Origin of the sequence: Caulobacter sp. X (assembly GCF_002742635.1) — a bacterium.
Taxonomy (GTDB): Bacteria; Pseudomonadota; Alphaproteobacteria; order Caulobacterales; family Caulobacteraceae; genus Caulobacter.
Genome location: NZ_PEGF01000001.1, coordinates 492,897 through 513,500, shown reverse-complemented (window position 1 = coordinate 513,500; position 20,604 = coordinate 492,897). Strand labels below are relative to the sequence as shown.

Annotated in this window: 19 protein-coding genes and 2 pseudogenes; 19 read left to right on the top strand and 2 right to left on the bottom strand. The window is 66.1% G+C overall.

Annotation, left to right across the window (positions count from 1 at the left end):
• Nucleotides 1-25 precede the first annotated feature (25 nt).
• The 7 genes and pseudogenes from mce (at nucleotide 26) to CSW60_RS02195 (ending at nucleotide 4,329) form a co-directional block, all read left to right on the top strand.
• Nucleotides 26-445: a methylmalonyl-CoA epimerase gene (gene mce / locus CSW60_RS02220; RefSeq protein ID WP_099535714.1), complete on the top strand. Its 420-nt coding sequence runs from the start codon at nucleotides 26-28 to the stop codon at nucleotides 443-445.
• A complete protein-coding gene (locus tag CSW60_RS02215; protein WP_099535713.1) occupies nucleotides 445-705 on the top strand; it encodes a DUF1467 family protein in 261 nt (86 codons plus the stop codon). Before mce ends, CSW60_RS02215 begins: the two co-directional genes overlap by 1 nt.
• An 18-nt stretch (nucleotides 706-723) precedes the next feature.
• A pseudogene (locus CSW60_RS02210) lies at nucleotides 724-932 on the top strand (hypothetical protein); the annotation flags it as partial.
• Nucleotides 933-964: 32 nt separating this feature from the next.
• A pseudogene (locus CSW60_RS24340) lies at nucleotides 965-1,030 on the top strand (hypothetical protein); the annotation flags it as partial.
• The gene (proS, locus tag CSW60_RS02205; RefSeq protein WP_099535712.1) at nucleotides 1,030-2,361 is read left to right on the top strand and encodes a proline--tRNA ligase; all 1,332 of its coding nucleotides are present in this window, start codon (nucleotides 1,030-1,032) and stop codon (nucleotides 2,359-2,361) included. The pseudogene CSW60_RS24340 and the gene proS, both read left to right, overlap by 1 nt.
• Nucleotides 2,361-3,641: a lipoprotein-releasing ABC transporter permease subunit gene (locus CSW60_RS02200; RefSeq protein WP_099535711.1), complete on the top strand. Its 1,281-nt coding sequence runs from the start codon at nucleotides 2,361-2,363 to the stop codon at nucleotides 3,639-3,641. Before proS ends, CSW60_RS02200 begins: the two co-directional genes overlap by 1 nt.
• Complete coding sequence (locus CSW60_RS02195; RefSeq protein ID WP_099535710.1) at nucleotides 3,634-4,329, top strand: ABC transporter ATP-binding protein; 696 nt, start codon at nucleotides 3,634-3,636, stop codon at nucleotides 4,327-4,329. Before CSW60_RS02200 ends, CSW60_RS02195 begins: the two co-directional genes overlap by 8 nt.
• On the opposite strand, the gene CSW60_RS02190 is transcribed toward CSW60_RS02195, so the two are convergent.
• On the bottom strand, nucleotides 4,326-5,282 hold the full coding sequence (locus tag CSW60_RS02190; protein ID WP_099537527.1) for a nucleoside hydrolase: 957 nt from the start codon (nucleotides 5,280-5,282) through the stop codon (nucleotides 4,326-4,328). The two genes, CSW60_RS02195 and CSW60_RS02190, sit on opposite strands and share 4 nt — an antisense overlap.
• 152 nt (nucleotides 5,283-5,434) lie before the next feature.
• Between CSW60_RS02190 and sidA the strand changes: the two genes are divergently transcribed.
• The 3 genes from sidA (at nucleotide 5,435) to CSW60_RS02175 (ending at nucleotide 9,768) form a co-directional block, all read left to right on the top strand.
• Nucleotides 5,435-5,524, top strand: a complete 90-nt coding sequence (sidA, locus tag CSW60_RS02185; protein WP_099535709.1) for a cell division inhibitor SidA — start codon at nucleotides 5,435-5,437, stop codon at nucleotides 5,522-5,524.
• Between the two features lie 23 nt (nucleotides 5,525-5,547).
• Nucleotides 5,548-8,979: a DNA polymerase III subunit alpha gene (gene dnaE, locus CSW60_RS02180; protein WP_099535708.1), complete on the top strand. Its 3,432-nt coding sequence runs from the start codon at nucleotides 5,548-5,550 to the stop codon at nucleotides 8,977-8,979.
• Nucleotides 8,980-9,135: 156 nt separating this feature from the next.
• The gene (locus tag CSW60_RS02175) at nucleotides 9,136-9,768 is read left to right on the top strand and encodes a class I SAM-dependent methyltransferase (protein ID WP_099535707.1); all 633 of its coding nucleotides are present in this window, start codon (nucleotides 9,136-9,138) and stop codon (nucleotides 9,766-9,768) included.
• A 12-nt stretch (nucleotides 9,769-9,780) separates the two neighbouring features.
• Here the strand turns inward: CSW60_RS02175 and CSW60_RS02170 are convergent, their stop codons facing one another.
• Nucleotides 9,781-10,431: a haloacid dehalogenase-like hydrolase gene (locus tag CSW60_RS02170; protein ID WP_099537526.1), complete on the bottom strand. Its 651-nt coding sequence runs from the start codon at nucleotides 10,429-10,431 to the stop codon at nucleotides 9,781-9,783.
• A gap of 346 nt (nucleotides 10,432-10,777) precedes the next feature.
• On the opposite strand from CSW60_RS02170, the gene rpsB reads away from it, so the two are divergent.
• From rpsB to bamA, 9 genes are all read left to right on the top strand, one after another.
• Complete coding sequence (gene rpsB, locus CSW60_RS02165; protein ID WP_066683419.1) at nucleotides 10,778-11,584, top strand: 30S ribosomal protein S2; 807 nt, start codon at nucleotides 10,778-10,780, stop codon at nucleotides 11,582-11,584.
• A 151-nt stretch (nucleotides 11,585-11,735) separates the two neighbouring features.
• A complete protein-coding gene (gene tsf, locus CSW60_RS02160) occupies nucleotides 11,736-12,674 on the top strand; it encodes a translation elongation factor Ts (RefSeq protein ID WP_099535706.1) in 939 nt (312 codons plus the stop codon).
• A gap of 177 nt (nucleotides 12,675-12,851) precedes the next feature.
• On the top strand, nucleotides 12,852-13,595 hold the full coding sequence (gene pyrH, locus CSW60_RS02155; RefSeq protein ID WP_099535705.1) for a UMP kinase: 744 nt from the start codon (nucleotides 12,852-12,854) through the stop codon (nucleotides 13,593-13,595).
• Between the two features lie 26 nt (nucleotides 13,596-13,621).
• Nucleotides 13,622-14,188 (top strand): ribosome recycling factor, encoded by a 567-nt coding sequence (gene frr, locus CSW60_RS02150; RefSeq protein ID WP_099535704.1) that lies wholly within the window; start codon nucleotides 13,622-13,624, stop codon nucleotides 14,186-14,188.
• Nucleotides 14,189-14,235: 47 nt separating this feature from the next.
• Nucleotides 14,236-15,015 carry a polyprenyl diphosphate synthase gene (uppS, locus tag CSW60_RS02145; RefSeq protein ID WP_099535703.1) on the top strand — a complete coding sequence of 260 codons (780 nt, stop codon included), beginning with the start codon at nucleotides 14,236-14,238 and terminating at the stop codon, nucleotides 15,013-15,015.
• Complete coding sequence (locus tag CSW60_RS02140) at nucleotides 14,975-15,820, top strand: phosphatidate cytidylyltransferase (protein ID WP_099535702.1); 846 nt, start codon at nucleotides 14,975-14,977, stop codon at nucleotides 15,818-15,820. Before uppS ends, CSW60_RS02140 begins: the two co-directional genes overlap by 41 nt.
• Complete coding sequence (dxr, locus tag CSW60_RS02135; RefSeq protein ID WP_099535701.1) at nucleotides 15,808-17,004, top strand: 1-deoxy-D-xylulose-5-phosphate reductoisomerase; 1,197 nt, start codon at nucleotides 15,808-15,810, stop codon at nucleotides 17,002-17,004. The genes CSW60_RS02140 and dxr overlap by 13 nt, the downstream gene beginning before the upstream one ends.
• A gap of 20 nt (nucleotides 17,005-17,024) precedes the next feature.
• Nucleotides 17,025-18,221 (top strand): RIP metalloprotease, encoded by a 1,197-nt coding sequence (locus CSW60_RS02130; protein WP_099535700.1) that lies wholly within the window; start codon nucleotides 17,025-17,027, stop codon nucleotides 18,219-18,221.
• Nucleotides 18,222-18,238: 17 nt separating this feature from the next.
• Nucleotides 18,239-20,602, top strand: a complete 2,364-nt coding sequence (gene bamA / locus CSW60_RS02125) for an outer membrane protein assembly factor BamA (RefSeq protein WP_099535699.1) — start codon at nucleotides 18,239-18,241, stop codon at nucleotides 20,600-20,602.
• Nucleotides 20,603-20,604: the final 2 nt, after the last annotated feature.

The following is a 20,604-nucleotide window of genomic DNA, read 5'->3' as shown; positions in this document are numbered from 1 at the left end:
AGAAAAGCAGCGGGAGTTCTCCAAGATGATCGGCAAGCTCAACCACGTGGGCGTCGCGACCCCTTCAATCGACGAGTCGTTGAAGATGTATCGCGATCTGCTCGGCGCCACCTCGTTCACCGAGAAGTGGGCGATGCCGGAGCAGGGGGTCTGGGTTTGCTTCGTCAACCTGCCCAACAGCCAGATCGAACTGATCGAGCCCTATGGCGAGAAGTCGCCGATCCATGGGTTTCTCGCCAAGAACCCCAAGGGCGGCCAGCACCACATCTGCTTCGAGGTCGAGAACATCTACGAAGCCCGTGACGCCCTGGTCGCCAAGGGCGCGACCGTGCTGGGCGAGCCCCGCATCGGCGCCCACGGCACTCTGATCATCTTCGTTCACCCCAAGGACATGGGCGGCCTGCTGGTCGAGCTCATGGAGACTCCCAAGGAAGCGCATCACTGATGAGCCCGATCACCTGGTTCGCGATCTATCTGACCATCTGGTGGACGGTGCTGTTCGCCGTCCTGCCGCTGGGTTCGCGCAGCTTCCACGAGGCGGGCGTCGCGCCGCCGCCGGGCGTCGATCCGGGCGCGCCGATCAATCCGAATCTGAAGCGTAAGTTCATCACCACCACCTGGGTGTCGGCGGTCGTTTTCACGCTGTTCTTCCTCACCGTGCACTTTCACCTGGTGAAGCTTCCGGATCTGCCGGCCGCCGCGTGACGTGCGATTGCACAAGCCTTGGGCGAGCGGCGAGCAATTTGCCGTCAAACGCTCAAGCCTTGGGCGAATGGGCTCATTGTTAGCGCTTCCCATGGATGGCTGTGCCCCAACAGATGTTCGAGCGGTAAGGTGACTTCAGGAGATCGGCCTCGCCGGTCTCGCTCTGTGGCGTCTTCCCCGACGATGACTTCGACAGGCCGCGCGGCGATCCGCGCGGCCTCTCTTTTTTCCACATCGGAGCCATAGTTTAGCCTCGTGCGTTGCCAAGCTGTCGGGCGAGGGGCTATCTCAAGCCCCTCTCGAATTCCCGGAGTTTCCAAGCTGATGCGCCTGTCGCGCTATTTCCTGCCGGTGCTGAAGGAAGCACCGTCCGACGCCCAGATCGTTTCGCACCAGCTGATGCTCCGCGCCGGCATGATCCGCCAGGAGGCGGCGGGCATCTACGCCTGGCTGCCGCTGGGCCTGCGCGTGCTGAACAAGATCGAGCAGATCGTCCGCGAGGAAATGGATCGCGCCGGCGCCATCGAGCTCTTGATGCCGACCATCCAGCTGGCCGACCTGTGGCGCGAAAGCGGCCGCTACGACGACTACGGCGACGAGATGCTGCGCATCACCGACCGCCATAAGCGCGAGCTGCTGTTTGGTCCGACGGCCGAGGAAGTCGTCACCGACATCTTCCGCGCCTCGATCAAGAGCTACAAGGATCTGCCCAAGAACCTCTACAACATCCAGTGGAAGTTCCGGGACGAGCGCCGCCCGCGCTTTGGCGTGATGCGCGGCCGCGAGTTCTTCATGAAGGACGCCTACAGCTTCGACCTCGACGCCGACGGCGCGCGCAAGTCCTACAACCGCATGTTCGTGGCCTATCTGAACCTGTTCGCGCGGATGGGGCTGAAGGCCGTGCCGATGCGCGCCGACACCGGTCCGATCGGTGGCGACCTCAGCCACGAGTTCATCGTCCTGGCCGAGACCGGCGAAAGCGCCGTGTTCTGCCATAAGGACCTGGTCGAGATGCCGGCTCCCGGTCCGGACCTCGACTGGATCAACGGCGACCTGCAGCCGATCGTGAACCAGCGCACGTCGCTGTACGCCGCGACCGAGGAAATGCATGACGAAGCGGCCTTCAACGCCCTGCCGGAAGGCGACCGCCTGTCGGCGCGCGGCATTGAGGTCGGTCACATCTTCTCGTTCGGCACGAAGTACTCCGAGCCGATGAAGGCCACCGTCCAGGGCCCCGACGGCCAGCAGGTCCCGGTGCAGATGGGCAGCTACGGCGTCGGCGTCTCGCGTCTGCTGGGCGCGATCATCGAGGCCAGCCATGACGAGGGCGGCATCATCTGGCCGGAAAGCGTCGCGCCGTTCGACGTCGGCATCGTCAACATGCGTCAGGGCGACGCCGCCTGCGACGCCGCCTGCGAGACCGCTTACAACGCGCTCAAGGCCGCCGGTCGCGACGCTCTGTACGACGACACCGACGCCCGCGGCGGCGCCAAGTTCGCCACCATGGACCTGATCGGCCTGCCCTGGCAGCTGATCGTCGGCCCCAAGGGCATCGCCGAGGGCGTCGTCGAGATCAAGAACCGCAAGACCGGCGAGCGCCACACCGCTTCGCTGGAGTCGGTGCTCGACGGCCTGACCAAGAGCAAGACCGCCTGATGCCAGACGCTCGCGCCGCCGGTCCCTTCAGCCGCTGGGAGCGCTCCGTCGCTCGCCGGTATCTGTTCGCCAAGCGCAAGAACGGCGGCGTGGCGCTGATCTCGATCATCTCGTTCTGCGCGGTGATGTTGGCGGTCTTCGCCCTCATCACGGTGATGAGCGTCATGAACGGCTTCCGGGCCGAGTTGCTGGGGCGGATCCTCGGCTTCAACGGGCATCTCTACGCCCAGTCGCCGCTGATCAACGGCCCTGATCGCGACACGATCATTCGCCGGATCAAGGCGGCGCCGGGCGTGATCCAGGCCGCGCCGATGGTCGAGGCCCAGGCCATGGTCATCGGCCCGACCCAGGTCACCGGCGCCATCGTGCGCGGCGTGACGACCTCGGACCTGCGGCACATGTCGCTGATCGCGGGCAACATCAAGCAGGGCTCGCTGGCGGGTTTCGGCCAGGGCGAGTACGGCGGCGACACGGTGCTGATCGGCGACCGCATGGCTCAGGCTCTGGGCGTGCGTCCCGGCGACGCCATCACCCTGATCTCGCCTTCGGGCCCGGCCACGGCTTTCGGCAGCTCGACGCGCGAGAAGAACTACATCGTCGGCGGGGTCTTCAGCGTCGGCATGAGCCAGTTCGACGAGGCCTTCGTCTATATGCCGCTGGAGCAGGCGCAGCTGTTCTTCGGCCGTGACACCTCGATCGACTATGTCGAGATCAAGGTCGACGATCCCGACAAGGCCGTCGACTACAAGCACGCCGTCGAGGTCGCCAGCGGCCCCGGCGCCCTGGTGACGGACTGGGTCGAGAAGAACCAGAGCTACTTCAACGCCCTGCAGGTCGAGCGCAAGGTGATGCGGCTGATCCTGTTCTGCATCGTCGCCATCGCCACCCTGAACATCATCTCCAGCTTGGTCATGCTGGTGAAGAACAAGGGCAAGGACATCGCCATCCTGCGCACCATGGGCGCGGGGCAGGGCGCGATCCTGCGCATCTTCCTGATGGCCGGCGCCTCGATCGGCGTGGCCGGCACCCTGAGCGGTCTCGCGCTCGGCGCGCTGTTCTGCACCTACATCACGCCGATCCAGAAGTTCGTCGAATGGGCGACCGGCACGGCCGTGTTCAGCGCCGACGTCTACATGCTCTCGCACATTCCCGCGAAGATCGACTGGATCGAGGTCGCCGGCATTGTCACGGCCTCCGCCCTGATGAGCCTGCTGGCGACCCTGCCGCCTGCCTGGCGCGCCTCGCGCCTCGATCCGGTGGAGGCGCTTCGCTATGAGTGACCCGATCCTGTCCTTGCGCGGGGTCGAGCGCGTCTACAAGACCGAGGCCGGCTCGCTGCCGGTGCTGCGCGGCGTCGATCTCGACGTTTATCCAGGCGAGGTCGTCGGCCTGATCGGCCCCTCGGGCTCGGGCAAGTCGTCGCTGCTGCATTCGGCTGGGCTGCTGGAGCACCCGGACGCTGGCGCGGTGACGCTGGAAGGGCGCGATTGCACCAAGCTCTCGGAGCGGATCCGCACCCGCATCCGCCTCGGCACTGTGGGCTTCGTCTATCAGTTCCACCACCTGCTGCCCGAGTTCACCGCCCTTGAGAACGTCGCCCTGCCGCTGTCGATCGCCGGCAAGGGGCAACGTGAAGCCGAGGCGCGGGCGAAGGAGCTTCTGGAAGGGCTGGGCTTGGGTCATCGCCTCAACCACCAGCCGGCCCAGATGTCCGGCGGCGAGCAGCAGCGCGTCGCGATCGCCCGGGCGCTGGCCAATCGGCCTAAGCTGTTGCTGGCCGACGAGCCGACCGGCAACCTCGACCCCGCGACTTCCGCCGCCGTGTTCCAGTCGCTGTATGAGGTGGCGCGCCAGGAGGGCGTCGCCGCCCTGATCGCCACGCACAACATGGAGCTGGCCCGCTACATGGATCGGGTTCTGGCGCTGAAGGACGGTCACCTCGAAGCGCGTAGCCGCCAAGAGGTCTAGAGCAGCGCCTGCTTCATCGCCGCGAAGAAACCCGCCTGGTCGATGCGCTTGATCACGCGGGCGTTCGGCGGCCGGCGCTTCAGCGCCGGATCGGCGACCTCGATGTCCGGGAGGATCGAATGCGAGACGCTGAGATAGCCGCGCGTCAGCTCGCCCATCGTCTCGACGTCGACCACGCACTGCTCGCTTTCCAGGATCAGGCTTTCGTCAAGCGCGACGGCGCAAGTCAGGGCGTCGGGATGCAGGCTGCCGTCCAGGCCTTCAGTATCGCGCGCGAAGGCGAGGGACGCGCGGTTCACGTCGGTGAAGAACTTGGCCTTCGGTGTGCCCAGCGCCTCAAGCTCCGCCAGTTGCGCACTGGTGAAAAGGCCGTCCCGTAAGGTCTCTGTCCAGGTCACGATCGACATATTGAAACCAGCGTTGATCACGATCTTCGCCGCTTCCGGATCGACATACAGATTGTACTCGGCCGCGGGCGTGACGTTGCCGACTCCATTGTCCGTGCCGCCCATGATCCAGAGATGCTTCAGCGCCTGCGCGATGCGAGGCTCGCGCAGATAGGCGAGGGCGATGTTGGTCAGCGGCGCCTGGGCGATCAGCGTGATCTCGCCGGGCGCGGCCATGATCCGTCGCACAAGCTCGTCGACCGCGTGGCCCTCGGTCGGGCGCTGCGCGGTCTTGGCGAAGCCGCTGTCGCTCATGCCGTCGTGGCCGAAGACATAGGCCGCATCGAGGGGCGCGCGGGTGAAGGGACGCTCCGCGCCGAGATAGACCGGTACGCCGGCCTTGCCGCAGCGCTCCAGCGTCACCAGGGCGTTCTCGGCGTGCTGGACGAAGCCGACATTGCCGTGGGCGATGGTGATCGCCTCGACCTCCACGCCGGGGCGGGTGAGGGCGAGCATCAGCGAGAAGACGTCGTCGCCGGCGGTGTCGGTGTCGATGATCAGGCGCATGGCGACGATTTGCCGTGATCCGCGCGGCTTGACCATAGGAAGGTGCGCCATACGCGGCGTTCGGCGGAAAATGCACGAACCGCGACAGGAACATCTTGTGAACAGAACAAAACCGGAATATGGAACAAAACAAGAAATCTGTGGAGGTTCGGATGATCCGTGTGGCGCGTGAGTCTTTGGCCCTTGTGTCTGTCGCCAGCTTCGTCTGGATGATGTGCTCGGTCGCCCAGCTGGTGGCCTGAGTCGTGTAGGCGGAGGATCGGTCATGGCGGACGGGGAGGCAGACGGTTTCGTCCACCTGCGGGTCCGCTCGGCCTATTCGCTGCTCGAAGGCGCGATCAAGGCCGACCAGATCGGCAAGCTGGCTGCGGCGGCGGGGATGCCCGCGGCGGGTCTCGCCGACCGCGCTAACCTGTTCGGCGCCCTGGAATATTCGTCCTACGCCAAGGACGCCGGCGTTCAGCCGATCATCGGCTGCGCCATCCCCGTGACAGGCATCGGCGGTGGACCGACAGAGCGTTGGGCGCGGGCCCCCACCGTGATGCTGCTCGCCCAGAACGAGCGGGGCTATCTCAATCTCTCCGAGCTCTCGTCGATCGCCTATCTCGACAGCGCCGAACTGCCCGAGCCGGTCGTGCCCTGGGCCAAGGTGGCGGAGTACAGTGACGGTCTGATCCTGCTGTCCGGCGGAACCGACGGTCCCGTCGACGCGCTGTTCGCCGCCGGCAAGACGGCCGAGGCGTCCGCCGCCCTGGCGGAAATGCACCGCGTGTTTGGCGACCGTTTCTATGTCGAGCTGCAGCGCCATGGCCTGCCCAAACAGGCGGCCGCCGAGCCGGGTCTGGTCAACTGGGCCTACGAGAACGACGTGCCGTTGGTCGCCACCAACGACGTCTATTTCGCCAAGCCGCAATTCTACGAGGCGCACGACGCGCTGCTCTGCATCGCCGACGGCGCGTTCGTCGGTCAGGACGAGCGCCGCCGCGTCACGCCCGAGCACTGGTTCAAGCCGCCGGCCGACATGCGCAAGCTGTTCGCCGACCTGCCGGAGGCCTGCGACAACACCCTCGACATCGCCCGGCGCTGCGCCTTCATGGTGCACAAGCGCGCGCCCATCCTGCCCAGCTTCCCGACCGGCGATGGCCGCAACGAGGCCGAAGAGCTTCGTCACCAGGCCCGCGAGGGCCTGAAGATGCGCCTCGACGGGCTGACGCTGTCGGCGCCCGAGGAGGACTATTGGAAGCGCCTCGAGTTCGAGCTCGACATCATCGAGAAGATGGGCTTCCCCGGCTACTTCCTGATCGTGTCGGACTTCATCAAGTGGGGTAAGGCGCACGGCATCCCGGTCGGTCCGGGGCGGGGCTCGGGCGCCGGTTCGCTGGTCGCCTGGGTGTTGACCATCACCGACCTCGATCCGCTTCGGTTTGGCTTGCTGTTCGAGCGCTTCCTCAATCCCGAACGGGTTTCAATGCCCGACTTCGACGTCGACTTCTGCCAGGAGCGACGCGAAGAGGTGATCTCCTACGTGCAGGAGAAGTACGGCCGCGACCGCGTGGCCCAGATCATCACGTTCGGTTCGTTGCAGGCTCGGGCCGTGCTGCGCGACGTCGGCCGAGTGATGCAGCTGCCGCTGGGTCTGGTCGACCGTCTCTGCAAGATGGTGCCGAACAACCCGGCCGCGCCGGTGACCCTGGCCCAGGCGATCGACATCGAGCCGCGTCTGCGCCAGGCGCGCGACGAGGACCCGAACGTCGCCAACTGCCTCAACGTGGCGCTGCAGCTGGAAGGCCTGTTCCGTAACGCGTCGACCCACGCCGCCGGCGTGGTGATCGGCGACCGGCCGCTCACCCAGCTGACGCCGCTGTACAAGGATCCGCGCTCGGACCTGCCCGCCACCCAGTTCAACATGAAGTGGGTCGAGAGCGCCGGCCTGGTGAAGTTCGACTTTCTGGGCCTGAAGACCCTGACGGTGCTGGATCGCGCCGTGAAGCACCTGAAGAAGCGCGGCTTCGAGATCGATCTAGGCAAGCTGCCGTTCGACGATACGAAGACCTACGAACTGCTCGCCTCCGGCCAGACGGTCGGCGTGTTCCAGCTTGAAAGCCAGGGCATGCGCGACACCCTGCGCAAGATGCGCTGCGGCTCGATCGAGGAGATCACGGCGCTGATCTCGCTCTATCGACCGGGCCCGATGGACAACATCGACACCTTCGTCGACTGCAAGTTCGGCCGCAAACCCGTCGACACCCTGCACCCGTCGCTGGAGACGGTGCTGAAGGAAACCTACGGCGTCATTGTCTACCAGGAACAGGTGATGCAGATCGCCCAGATCCTGGCGGGCTACAGCCTGGGCGAAGCCGACCTTCTGCGCCGGGCCATGGGTAAGAAGAAGAAGGAGGAGATGGATCTCCAGAAGATCCGTTTCGTCTCCGGCGCCAAGGAAAAGGGCGTCCCCGAGGAGCAGTCGGGCTCGATCTTCGAACTGGTGGCCAAGTTCGCCGGCTACGGCTTCAACAAGTCGCACGCCGCCGCCTATGCCTTCATCTCGTACCAGACCGCCTGGCTGAAGGCGAACACGCCGGTCGAGTTCTTCGCCGCGTCGATGAGCCTCGATCTGTCGAACACCGACAAGCTGGCCGTCTTCCACCAGGACGCCCGCCGCTTCGGGATCACCGTGCGCGCGCCGGACGTGAACCGCTCGGGCGCCGACTTCGAGGTCGAGAACGGCGAGGTGCTGTACGCCTTGGGCGCGATCCGGAACGTCGGCTTGGACGCCATGAAACATCTCGTGGCCGTGCGCGAGGAAGGCGGACCGTTCCGCGACATTTTCGACTTCGTCGAGCGGATCGATCCACGTCAGGTCAACAAGCGGGCGATCGAAAACCTGGCTCGCGCGGGCGCCTTCGACTCGATCCACAAGAACCGCGCCCAGATCGTGGCCTCGGCCGACGTGCTGATCGCCCACGCCCAGAGCTGTCACGCCGATCGCCAGGGCGGGCAGGGCGGCCTGTTCGGCTCGGACTTGGGCGCTGGTCGTCCACGCTTGGCCAAGACCGAGAATTGGAATCAGGTCGACCTGCTGGACGAAGAGCTTTCGGCCGTCGGCTTCTATCTGACCGGCCACCCGCTGGAGGACATGGTTGGCATGCTGCGCCGCCGGCGCACGGCCATGCTGGCCGAGGCCATGGTCCAGGCGGAAGCCGGCATGGAGGCCTTCCGGATGTGCGGCATGGTCCGCCGCCGGCAGGAGCGCGCCTCGCAGAGCGGCGAGAAGTTCGCCTTCGTCTCGTTGTCGGATCCGACCGGCGAGTACGAGGTGCTGTTCCCGCCCGAGTCATTGCGCAAGTGCCGCGACGTGCTGGAGCCCGGCAAGGCCGTGGCCATCAAGGTCCGCGCCAAGGCCCGCGACGGCGAGGTCCGCTTCTTCGGCGACGACGCCGAGCCGATCGAAAAGGCCATCGAGAACGTCGTGGCGGGCCTGCGCGTGCACCTGTCGCCATCGGCGGCCGAGATCGACGCTCTCAAGCGGCGGCTGGAGCCGGCGCAATCCCAGAAGGGCGGCGAGGTCACGTTCGTCGCCGCGATCAGCGGCGGACGCGAGATCGAGCTGAGGCTGCCGGGGCGTTATAGTCTGGACGCGGCGCTGCGCGGAGCTTTGAAGACCGCGCCGGGCGTGGCGTTGCTGGAGGATGTTTAGGAAAATATTCCTATATCGAGGTCTTCTCGGGTGATTGGAGGGGCTGCGCGCTATGGCGGCGTTGGACATGGCGTTTGAAGCTCTTGCCAAGGATTTCAGCCAGCGCGGTCTATTTGTGCGCCTTGAGCACGATCCTGGCGATGTCTTGGAGGGGCCGTGACGTCGTCCGTTGGCAATTCAGCTGAGGTCGCCGGTTATGACGAGGCGACTTTGCGGTTCTATGCGGAGCAGGCTCAGACCTACGCCGCCAACGCGCGGGATGGTCCCAGTCGGCTCTTGGGCGGGTTCCTGAAGCGACTTCACCCTGGCGCGCGCATTCTGGAGCTGGGTTGCGGGGACGGTCGGGACAGTGAGGCCATGCTGACGCTCGGTTTCCGCGTGGACCCCACGGACGGCGTGGCGGCCATGGCGAAGCAGGCCGAGGCCAGGCTCGGGCGCCCGGTGCGCGTGATGCGCTTTGATCAGTTGGATGATTTGGACGTCTATGATGGCGTATGGGCCAATGCGAGCCTGCTGCATGTGCCCGGATCGGCGCTTCCCGATATTCTGTCGAGGGTCTTTCGAGCCCTGAAACCGGGCGGACTTCACGTTGCGACCTATAAGGCGGGCGAGATGGGCGGGCGCGACGGCCTGGGCCGCTACTTCAACTATCCATCGCCCGGGGTTCTTGAGGCCGCCTACCACGCCGCGGCGGATTGGGAGGTCTTGTCCGTTCGCGGCTATGCCGGCGGCGACTACGAGGGCGGACAAAGGCCGTGGCTGGCCGTCACGGCGCGTCGGCCCCGCTGAGGACGGGCGATCTCACCAGGCCGCGGCGCGGCCGTTCAGAAGTCCCGCTCGGAAGAGCCGCCGCTCGGCCGCCTTGCCGCCCTTGACGATCACGGGCTTGTCGGCGGCCCGCAGGATGGGAAGGTCGTCCAGGCTGTCGGTATAGGCATAGGCCCAACGGGCGCCATGGCCGGCCTCGGCCAAGGCCTGGCATTTGCGTTGATGGCGGCAGTGGATGTTGGCGATCCAGCCGCCGAGGCCAGGCTTCAGCGAGGTCCCCAGCACATCGACGCGTCGATCCAGCGTGCGCAGCAGGGCGTTGGCCAGGCAGGTCGGCGCGGCGGTGACGACGACGACCCGGTCGCCGGCCGCCACGTGGTTGTCCAGCGCGGCCAGGGCTTGGCGCTTCCAGGACAGACTGCAGCGCTTTTCGACGAAGGCTTGGGCGAAGTCGTCGCACGACGCCAACAGTTGCTGTTCTGACAGGCCCGCGGTGGCGATCCACAGGAGGATCGATGCGCCGGCCCGTCGGGTGTGGGGCAGGGCGACCATCGGAACCGCCACCGGGGCGACAGCGAGCGTCGCCAGAAGGCGTAGCGGCGAACGCTTGGCGCGCGCCCACAGCCACAGGGCCGTGGAGTCGCCGTTCAGCAGCGTGCCGTCCATGTCGAACACCGCGAGCATCGCCATTCCCCGTCTCACCCTTTGTCAGTGAGCCACGGCGACGTGGAAGATTTGCGACAGCGTCCCATGTCCCTGTGGACAAGGACGCCCCCGCCGTGGGCTCCTGGCTATAGGACGACGTCGGTCAGCGATCGCCTCAAGGCGCCGGCGATCATATTTCACCGGCGTCGAGGCGATGGGCGGGCTTGCTTTTTCGTTCCACAGCGACTATTTGCGCGGCCATTCCACACGTGGACGTTCGGCTGCATCGGGGAGACATCCCGGCGTCGCCGTTCCGGTCCCGCTCCAGAATGGTCTGGAACGGGGGTGTCCACGGAGGTTCAACCGGAAAAAGGATTAAGGCCCGATGGCTCTTCCCGAATTCTCCATGCGTCAGCTCCTGGAAGCCGGCGCTCACTTCGGTCACCAGACGCACCGCTGGAACCCGAAGATGGACCGCTACATCTTCGGTTCGCGCTCGAACATCCACATCATCGACCTGTCGCAGACGATCCCGCTGCTTCACCAAGCCCTGGTGAAGGTTCGCGAAGTCGCCGCCGCCGGCGGTCGCGTGCTGTTCGTCGGCACCAAGCGCCAGGCCAGCGACCCGGTCGCCACGGCCGCCAAGCGCTGCGCCCAGTACTACGTGAACCACCGCTGGCTCGGCGGCACCCTGACCAACTGGCGCACCGTCTCGGGCTCGATCGCTCGTCTGCGCGAGCTGGAAGGCGTCCTGGCCGGCGAAGCCCAAGGCCGCTCCAAGAAGGAACTGCTGCAGCTGACCCGCGAGCGCGACAAGCTGGAGCTGTCGCTGGGCGGCATCAAGGACATGGGCGGCATCCCCGACATCATGTTCGTGATCGACACCAACAAGGAAGCGATCGCGATCCTGGAAGCCCGCAAGCTGAACATCCCGGTCGTCGCCATCCTCGACACCAACTGCGATCCGGACGGCATCACCTACCCGATCCCGGGTAACGACGACGCCGCCCGCGCCCTGCAACTGTACTGCGACCTGATCGCCGACGCCGTCCTGGACGGCCTGGCCGCCGGTCAAGCCGCCGCTGGCGTGGACCTGGGCGCTTCGGTCGCTCCGGTCGAGCCGGCCCTGGCCCGCGAACTGGCTCCGGAAGCTCCGGCCGCCGAAGCGGCTCCGGAATCGGCCGAAGGCTGATTTCCCACGCGTTCCCGGCCGGGCAGCCGCCTGGCTTGGGGACCGTCGCGACCCTGACATGGGACCGGGCTAAGTAGTCCGGTCCCAACTCTTTATCGATTTGGCGAGCTAACAAGCTCGGTCGCCAACCGTTTGAATCTGGAGATTTTCGATGGCTGAGATCACCGCCGCCCTCGTCAAGGAACTGCGCGAAAAGTCCGGCGTCGGCATGATGGACTGCAAGAAGGCGCTGGCTGAGAACAACGGCGACATCGAAGCGTCCATCGACTGGCTGCGCGCCAAGGGCCTGTCCAAGGCCGCCAAGAAGGCCGATCGCGCCGCCGCCGAAGGTCTGGTGGCCATCGCCACCGCCGAGCAAGGCGCTGGCGAAACCGCCACGGCCGTCGAAGTGAACGCCGAAACCGACTTCGTGTCGCGTAACGACCTGTTCCAGGGCGCTGCTCGTCAGATCGCCGGCGCCGCCATCGCTACCGACGGTTCGGTCGACGCGATCACCGCCGCCAAGCTGGGCGGCGGCGAGACCGTGCAGGACCACCTGACCAACCTGATCGCCACGATCGGCGAGAACATGATGGTGCGTCGCGCCGCCAAGTGGACGGTCGAGAACGGCGTCGTCGCCTCGTACATCCACAACGCCACCGCGCCCGACCTCGGCCGCATCGGCGTGCTGGTCGCCATCGAGTCGGCCGGCGACAAGGCCGCCCTGCGCGAGCTGGGCCGCAAGATCGCCATGCACGTCGCCGCGACCTCGCCGCTGTCGCTGTCGCCGGACGATCTGGACCCGGCCGCCATCGAGCGTGAAAAGGCCGTGTTCACCGAGCAGGCGCTCGAGTCTGGCAAGCCGCCGGCGGTCGTCGAGAAGATGATCGAAGGCCGCATCCGCAAGTTCCTGGAAGAAGTCGTGCTGCTGAAGCAGGCCTTCGTCATGAACCCGGATCAGACCGTCGAGCAGCTGGTCGCCGAGACCGCCAAGACGCTCGGCGCGCCGATCACCGTGAAGGGCTTCACCCGTCTCGCCCTCGGCGAAGGCGTGGAAAAGAAGCAAGACGACTTCGCCGCCGAAGTCGCCTCAATGACCGGCCAAGGCTAAGGCCTTTCGTCGGACGCCGCCTGGCGCCCGACAGACATTCAGGGCGCGGCGCGTCTAGACGCGCGCCGCGCCCTTTTTGCGCCTGCCGGACGGCGTCTTCGCGCCGGTTGGCAAAACACATCTCAGTTCTGTACAACGCACGTAATGTGCGTGCCGACGACTCAGGAATAGCGGTCCATGTCCGATACCAGCGCGCCCCAGAAATATCGTCGCATCCTGCTCAAGGTGTCCGGCGAAGTCCTGATGGGCGAGACGCCGTACGGCATCGACACCAACACCGTCCAATCCGTCGCTGAAGATGTCGCCGAGATCGTGCGCTCGGGCGTCGAGCTGTGCCTGGTGATCGGCGGCGGCAACATCTTCCGCGGCATGGCCGGCGCGGCCAAGGGCATGGAGCGCTCCAGCGCCGACTACATGGGCATGCTGGCCACGGTGATGAACGCCCTGGCCATGCAAGATGCTCTTGAGCGCATTGGCGTCCAGACGCGGGTGCAGTCGGCCATCCCTATGGCCACCGTCTGCGAGCCCTACATCCGTCGCCGCGCCCAGCGCCACCTCGAGAAGGGGCGCGTCGTGATCTTCGCGGCCGGCACCGGCAACCCGTTCTTCACGACCGACACCGCCGCCGCCCTTCGCGCGGCCGAGATGCAGTGCGACGCCCTGTTCAAGGGCACCAGCGTCGACGGCGTCTACACCGCCGATCCCAAGAAGGACCCCAAGGCCGAGCGCTATGATCGCCTGACCTATATGGACGTCCTGGCCAAGGACCTGCGGGTCATGGACGCCTCGGCCGTGGCGCTCATGCGCGACAGCAACATTCCGATCGTGGTCTTCTCGATCAAGGGGCGCGGCAACCTGCTGAACGTCCTGCGAGGCGAGGGGACCCATACCGTGGTCGCCAGCGACCGCGCCGCCGCCTAGTTTCGAAAAAGCGAGGAGAGCCCGTCATGGCCGCCGCCGAAAAACCCGTCCTGTCGCGCTATCGCGACCGCATGGACAAGGCCGTCGCCGCTCTGAAGGAAGAGTTCGGCAGCCTGCGCACTGGCCGCGCTTCGGCCAGCATTCTGGACCAGGTGATGGTCGAAGCCTACGGCTCGACCACGCCGCTGAACGCGGTGGCTTCGGTCAGCGTGCCCGAGCCGCGCCAGATCAATGTCAGCGTCTGGGATCGCGGCGTCGTGGTCTCGGTCGAGAAGGCGATCCGCGCCTCGGGCCTCGGCCTGAATCCGGTCGTCGAAGGTCAGAACCTGCGTATCCCGATCCCGCCGCTCACCGAGGAGCGCCGCAAGGACCTGCAGAAGATCGCCGGCAAGTACGCCGAGCAGCAGAAGATCGCCGTTCGTAACGTCCGCCGCGACGCCAACGACGACCTGAAGAAGGCCGAGAAGGACGGCGCCGTCGCCGAGGACGAGCGCAAGAAGATGGAAACCGAGGTCCAGAAGATGACCGACGAGGCCATCAAGCGCATCGACGAGGCCTTGAAAATCAAAGAACAAGAGATCATGCAGGTCTGATCGCCCTTCCCATCGCGTAGGGAGAGGACGAGGGAAGGTTGAAGCGGATGTCGCCGACCACCGGCTTGCAGGACGTTTCGGCGCGCGTCGGGGGAGGCGCGTCCGATCAGCGACTGCACGTGGCCATTATCATGGATGGCAATGGCCGCTGGGCGAAGCAGCGGGGCATGCCGCGCGTCCTCGGCCATCGGGCCGGGGTCAACGCCCTGAAGCGCACTGTAGAGGGCGCCCAGGAGCAGAATGTTGGTGTGCTGACGGTTTTTGGTTTCTCGACCGAGAACTGGCGCCGTCCGGCGCAGGAAGTGTCGGAACTGATGGGCCTGCTGAAGGCCTATGTGGAATCCGACCTCGAGCGCCTGGCTCGCGCCGGCGTTAAGGTCCGCATCATCGGTCGCCGAACGGGCCTGTCCGCGGACATCGCCGAGGTGATCGAGCGGGCCGAGAAGCGTACGGCTCAAAACACCGATTTCGTGCTCCAGGTCGCCTTCAACTATGGCGGTCAGGCCGATATCACCGATGCGGCCCGCGCCTTCGCCGAAAAGGTGGCGCGTGGCGAGGCCAAGCCCGAGGACCTCACCGAGGAAACCTTCGGCCAGCTGCTGTCGACGGCGGCCGCGCCGGCGCCGGACTTGATCGTCCGCACCAGCGGCGAGCGTCGAATCTCCAACTTCCTGCTCTGGGACTGCGCCTACGCCGAGCTGGTGTTCCAGGATGTGCTGTGGCCCGACTACGGGCCAGAAGCCCTGGCGGCCGCCATCGCCGAATATCGCCGTCGGGATCGACGCTATGGAGGGGTCGCGGCCGATGACGTCGCCGTCGCCGGCTAAGCGCTTCAACTGGGGCAATCTTCGAATGCGCGTGGTCTCGGCCACCGTGCTCGTGCCTACGGTCGTCGCCGCCGTATGGCTGGGCGGCCCATGGATTCTGGCCCTGGCCCTGATCTGCGTGGCGCTGCTGGCCCGGGAGTGGGGCAAGATCAGCGCGCCCAAGGCGCCGCGCGCGGTCGGCGCCGTGGTCGGCGTCTTCTGCGCCATCGCGGTGATCGCCGCCTTCCTGCACCAGTTCTTCATCGCCTGGGCGGTCGTGGCGGTCGGCGCCTTCCTGGCCGGACTGATCGCGCGCGGCGCCGTCGAGCGCCGCGCGGACGCGGCCTATGGCGTCGTCTACATCGCGCCCGCCGTGATCGCGCTGGTCTGGGTGCGGTCGCTGCCGGATGGACTTTGGTGGACGCTGCTGCTGTTCGTGGTCACCTGGTTCGCCGACATTTTCGCCTATGTGGCCGGCAGCATCGTGAAGGGGCCCAAGCTGTGGCCCCAGATCTCGCCGAACAAGACCTGGTCGGGTTTCGTCGGCGGGCTGGTGGCGGCGACGATCGGCGCCGTGCTGGTCGCCTATTTCGCCCAGCTGAAGCTGGTCTGGCCGGCCGCGGCGCTGGTGGGCTTTCTGGGCGGGCTGGCGACCATGGCCGGCGACCTCTGGGAGTCGATGCTCAAGCGCCGCTTTGGCGTGAAGGACAGCGGCGACATCATTCCGGGCCACGGCGGTCTGCTGGACCGCGTCGATGGCCTGATGTTCGCGGCCATCGTCATCGCCGCCGTGCGTCTCGTCGATCACTGGGGATGGGCGCATTGACCTCGCCACGCAAGGTGGTGGTGCTGGGCTCGACCGGATCGATCGGCCTTTCGACCTTGAGCCTTTTCGAAGAGGCCGGCGTGCCGGTCGAAATCCTGGCGCTGACGGCCGGGGGCAACGTCGATCGCCTGATCGAGCAGGCGCTGCGCTGGCGACCGCAGGTCGCGGTGATCCAGGACGAAACCAAGCTTGGAGCTCTTCGAGCGGGCCTCGCCGGAAGCGGCGTCCGCGCCGCCGCCGGCGCGGACGCGATCATCGAGGCCGCGGCCATGGGCGCGGACTGGGTGATGTCGGCGATCGTCGGGGCGGCCGGCTTGGCGCCGACCCTGGCCGCCGCGCGAACCGGGGCGGTTATCGCCCTGGCGAACAAGGAGAGCCTCGTCTGCGCCGGGCCCGCGCTTCTCGGGATCGCCAAGGCGGCGGGCGGCTCGGTGATCCCGGTCGATTCGGAGCATTCGGCGATCTTCCAGGTGCTGCAGCCTGAGTGCGCGCATCGCGTCGCCCGGCTGATCCTGACGGCCTCGGGCGGCCCGTTCCGCACCTGGGACAAGGCCGCCATGGCGGTCGCGACGCCTGAACAGGCGGTGGCCCATCCCAACTGGTCGATGGGCGCCAAGATTTCGGTCGATTCCGCGACGATGATGAACAAGGGGCTTGAGATGATCGAAGCCTCCTACCTGTTCGGAACCCCAGAAGACCGCGTCGACGTCGTGATCCACCCGCAGTCCGTGATCCATAGCCTGGTGGAGTATGCCGATGGCTCGACGCTGGCGCAGCTGGGCCCGCCGGACATGCGCAGCCCGATCGCCTGCGCTTTCTCCTGGCCCGATCGTTTGCCCTGGCCCGCGCCGCGCCTCGATCTGGCCGCCTACGGCCAGCTGACCTTCGAATCGCCCGACCTGGATCGCTTCCCGTCGATCGGCATCGCCCGCGAGGCGCTGCGCCTCGGCGGCGGCGCGCCGACGGCCATGAACGCCGCCAATGAGGTCGCGGTCGCCGCTTTCCTTGACCGGAAGATTGGCTTTCTCGATATTGCCGCCGCGGTGGCGGGAACCCTCGAGCGTATGAACAGTCTGGGTGGGCTCTCCGTTGCGGAAGGTGACGCCGTCGATAATGCGATGATGATCGACGCCAGCGCTCGCCGCATTGCGGCCGAGGTTGTCGCGCAAAAGCATCGGCGCTGATCGGGAGACCCGGCCATTTCATGACCGACGTGCTGTTCTACATCGTTCCCACGATCTTCGTGCTGTCCATCGTGGTGACGATCCACGAGCTGGGCCATTTCTGGGTGGCGCGCGCCTGTGGGGTCGCGATCGACTGCTTCTCGATCGGTTTCGGTCGAGCGCTGTTCTCTTGGCGCGACAAGCAAGGCGTCGAGTGGCGCATCGCGGCGATTCCGCTGGGCGGCTACGTCCGGTTCTCGGGCGACGAGAACGCCGCCAGCGTGCCCGACCAGAACGATCTCACGGCCATGAAACGCGCCATCGTCGCGCGTGAGGGCGAGGCGGCGGTCAAGCGCTACTTCCACTTCAAGCCGGTCTGGCAGCGCGCGCTGATCGCCGTCGCCGGTCCGATGGCCAACTTCATCCTCGCCATCCTGATCATGGCCGCCTTTCTGGTCATCATCGGCAATCCGCGCGGCCAGGCGACGGTGCGCGAGGTGCAGCCCAACTCGCCAGCCGCCCAAGCGGGCCTGTTGCCGGGGGATATCCTGCTGAAGGCCGACAAGACGCCGATCCGCGGCGCGGGCGACGTTAGCGCCTACGTTTCCTTGCGCGCGAAGATGCCGATCGACCTGACGATCGAGCGGGCGGGGCGCGTGCAGCACGTCACCGTTGTTCCCGCCCTGGCCGAAAGCCGCGACGACATCCGCGGCCGCATCAAGGAAGGCCGCATGGGCGTGGTGCTGGGCAGCGTCTCGCGCCTCGAGAAGTCCAGCGTCCTGACCGCCATTCCCGACGCCACGGTCGAGGTGTGGGGCATGATCAAGACGATCGGCTTCTATCTCGGCCGCCTGGTGACCGGGCAACTGCCCGCGGATCAGATCAGCGGCATTATCGGCATCGGCCACACCGCCGGCGCGGTCACCAAGGCCAGCGCCGCCGGCGCGCCGGATATGGCGACGATGGCGCTACGGGTCTTCGTCTCGTCCATGCTGCTGATCGCCAGCCTGTCGGTCAGCATCGGCTTCATGAACCTGTTGCCGATCCCGATCCTCGATGGGGGCCACTTGCTGATGTACGCCTATGAGGCCGTGGCCCGGCGGCCGCTGCGAGCGGACTTTCAGGCGGCCGGCTTCCGCGCGGGGCTTGCCTTGATCCTGGGTTTCATGCTGTTCGCGGCGTGGAACGACCTCAACCGCTACGACGTGTTCAAATTCATCGGCGGCCTGTTCACGTGAACGCCCGCCCTCCGTCCATGATTGGTCACATGAACAGATTCCGCGCCCAAAGCGCCGCGTTCGCCACTGGTATGGCGCTGCTCCTCGGCTCGACGGCCTTGGTGGCTCCGCATCAGGCCTTCGCACAGGCCGCCCAGACCGGTGTGGTGCAGCGCATCGTCGTGCAGGGCAACGAGCGGATCGAGCAGGGCACCGTTCTGTCCTACCTGCCGATCCAGCCGGGCGACACGGTCGATTCCCAGCGTCTTGACCTGGCCCTGAAGACCCTGGCGCGCACCGACCTGTTCGCGGACGTGAAGATCGAGATGCAGGGCGGCGACCTCGTCGTGAAGGTGGTCGAGAACCCGATCATCAACCAGGTGGTCTTCGAGGGGAATTCGTCCCTCAAGGAAGACAAGCTGAAGGACGAAGTGCAGATCCGCCCGCGCGGTATCTTCACCCGCGCCAAGGTGCAGGCCGACGTTCAGCGCATCATCGAGCTCTATCGCCGTTCGGGCCGCATCTCGGCGACCGTGACGCCGAAGGTCGTGGAACTGCCGCAGAAGCGCGTCGACCTGGTGTTCGAGATCAGCGAAGGCCCCAAGAGCGGCGTGCTGGGCATCAACTTCCTGGGCAATTCCGAGTTCTCGGACAACGACCTGCGCGATGTCATCGTGACCAAGGAAAGCCGCTGGTACAAAATCCTGACCAGCAACGACAACTACGATCCCGATCGGATCGAGTACGACCGCGAACAACTGCGCAAGCACTACCGCAACCGCGGCTATTTCGATTTCCGCGTGATTTCGTCGGTGGCCGAACTGGCGCCGGACAAGAACGGCTTCGCCGTCACCTACACGCTGGATGAAGGTCCGAAGTACAAGTTCGGCAAGGTCACGGTCGAGACCGAGCTCAAGAAGCTGGACGGCAATCTGCTGGCTCAGATCCTGCCGATCCGCGCCGGCCAGCTCTACGAGGACGAGCGTATCGAGCAGGCGACCGACGCCCTGACCTTCGCGGCGGGCGCGGCTGGCTTCGCCTTCGTGGACGTGCGTCCGCGCTATGTGCCCAACCGCGAGACCAAGACCGTCGACGTCGTGTTCTCGGTCCGCGAAGGGCCGCGCGTCTATGTCGACCGCATCGACATCGTCGGCAACACCCGCACGCTGGACTACGTCCTGCGCCGCGAGCTGGAAGTGGCCGAGGGCGACGCCTACAACCGCGTGCTGGTCGACCGGTCGAAGAACAACATCCGTCGCCTGGGCTTCTTCAAGGAAGTCGACATCGACGACACCCCCGGCTCGGCGCCCGATCGTACGAACCTGCGGGTCAAGGTCGAGGAACAGCCGACCGGCGAACTGTCCTTCAGCGCCGGCTACAGCTCGGTCGACAAGCTGGTGCTGGACGTCGGCATCACCGAGCGGAACTTCCGCGGCCGCGGTCAGAACTTCCGGGCGCGCGCCTCGGTCGGTTCGCTGCGTCAGCAGGTCGACTTCGGCTTCTCCGAGCCGCGCTTCCTGGGCCGCAACCTGGTCGCGGGCGTGAACCTCTACACCTTCCGCTACGATCTGTCGGACTACGCGGCCTACGACACCAAGTCGGTCGGCGGCGACGTGCGCTTCGGCTTCCCGCTGACGAACGACGCCTCGATGAGCCTGCGCTACACGATCCGCCAGGACGACGTCAGCGTCGCCGACAGCCTCTGCACCAGCGGCTCGGTCTCGCAGATCCTCTGCCTGCAGCGCGGCGCCTACATCACCTCGATGATCGGTTATGGGCTGCGCATCGACAAGCGGAATGACCCGATCAACCCGACCCGCGGCTGGTTCGCGGACTTGAACCAGGATCTGGCCGGGCTGGGCGGCGACGTGAAGTACCTCAAGACCGAAGCCGACGCCGGCTGGTATTGGGGCTTCACCAAGGACCTGGTGTTCAGCGCTACCGGCTCGTTCGGCTACATCCAGGGCTGGGGCGGCGACAACGTCCGGATCAACGACCGCTTCTATCGCGGCGGCACCTCGTTCCGCGGCTTCGAGATCGCCGGTATCGGCCCGCGCGACATCTCGAGCACGAACAACTCGATGGGCGCCAAACTCTACGCCATCAGCACCTTCGAGCTGACCGTGCCGACCTTCCTGCCTGAGCAGTACGGCATCAAGGCCGCTCTGTTCAGCGACGTGGGTACGGCCGGCCTGCTGGACGATGTGGATCGTCAGAAGTCGCCTGGCGTCTTCGATCCGAACATCAAGGATAACCTTGGTCTGCGTGCCTCGGCCGGTATCTCGATCGACTGGAAATCCCCCATGGGTCCCATTCGGTTCGATATCAGCCGCATTTTGGCCAAGGAAAGCTACGACCGAACCGAGACGTTCCGGTTCTCCACCTCCACAAGGTTCCAATAAAC

Bases quoted from the DNA above. Each gene is read 5' to 3' on its own strand.
- mce (WP_099535714.1), top strand. From the start codon at position 26: ATGATCGGCAAGCTCAACCACGTGGGCGTCGCGACCCCTTCAATCGAC.
- uppS (WP_099535703.1), top strand. From the start codon at position 14,236: ATGTCGCCGACCACCGGCTTGCAGGACGTTTCGGCGCGCGTCGGGGGA.
- CSW60_RS02195 (WP_099535710.1), top strand. From the start codon at position 3,634: ATGAGTGACCCGATCCTGTCCTTGCGCGGGGTCGAGCGCGTCTACAAG.
- bamA (WP_099535699.1), top strand. From the start codon at position 18,239: ATGATTGGTCACATGAACAGATTCCGCGCCCAAAGCGCCGCGTTCGCC.
- CSW60_RS02130 (WP_099535700.1), top strand. From the start codon at position 17,025: ATGACCGACGTGCTGTTCTACATCGTTCCCACGATCTTCGTGCTGTCC.
- pyrH (WP_099535705.1), top strand. From the start codon at position 12,852: ATGTCCGATACCAGCGCGCCCCAGAAATATCGTCGCATCCTGCTCAAG.
- CSW60_RS02190 (WP_099537527.1), bottom strand. From the start codon at position 5,282: ATGCGCCTGATCATCGACACCGACACCGCCGGCGACGACGTCTTCTCG.
- CSW60_RS02200 (WP_099535711.1), top strand. From the start codon at position 2,361: ATGCCAGACGCTCGCGCCGCCGGTCCCTTCAGCCGCTGGGAGCGCTCC.
- frr (WP_099535704.1), top strand. From the start codon at position 13,622: ATGGCCGCCGCCGAAAAACCCGTCCTGTCGCGCTATCGCGACCGCATG.
- sidA (WP_099535709.1), top strand. From the start codon at position 5,435: ATGATCCGTGTGGCGCGTGAGTCTTTGGCCCTTGTGTCTGTCGCCAGC.
- CSW60_RS02215 (WP_099535713.1), top strand. From the start codon at position 445: ATGAGCCCGATCACCTGGTTCGCGATCTATCTGACCATCTGGTGGACG.
- proS (WP_099535712.1), top strand. From the start codon at position 1,030: ATGCGCCTGTCGCGCTATTTCCTGCCGGTGCTGAAGGAAGCACCGTCC.
- CSW60_RS02170 (WP_099537526.1), bottom strand. From the start codon at position 10,431: ATGCTCGCGGTGTTCGACATGGACGGCACGCTGCTGAACGGCGACTCC.
- tsf (WP_099535706.1), top strand. From the start codon at position 11,736: ATGGCTGAGATCACCGCCGCCCTCGTCAAGGAACTGCGCGAAAAGTCC.
- rpsB (WP_066683419.1), top strand. From the start codon at position 10,778: ATGGCTCTTCCCGAATTCTCCATGCGTCAGCTCCTGGAAGCCGGCGCT.
- CSW60_RS02140 (WP_099535702.1), top strand. From the start codon at position 14,975: ATGGAGGGGTCGCGGCCGATGACGTCGCCGTCGCCGGCTAAGCGCTTC.
- dnaE (WP_099535708.1), top strand. From the start codon at position 5,548: ATGGCGGACGGGGAGGCAGACGGTTTCGTCCACCTGCGGGTCCGCTCG.
- dxr (WP_099535701.1), top strand. From the start codon at position 15,808: ATGGGCGCATTGACCTCGCCACGCAAGGTGGTGGTGCTGGGCTCGACC.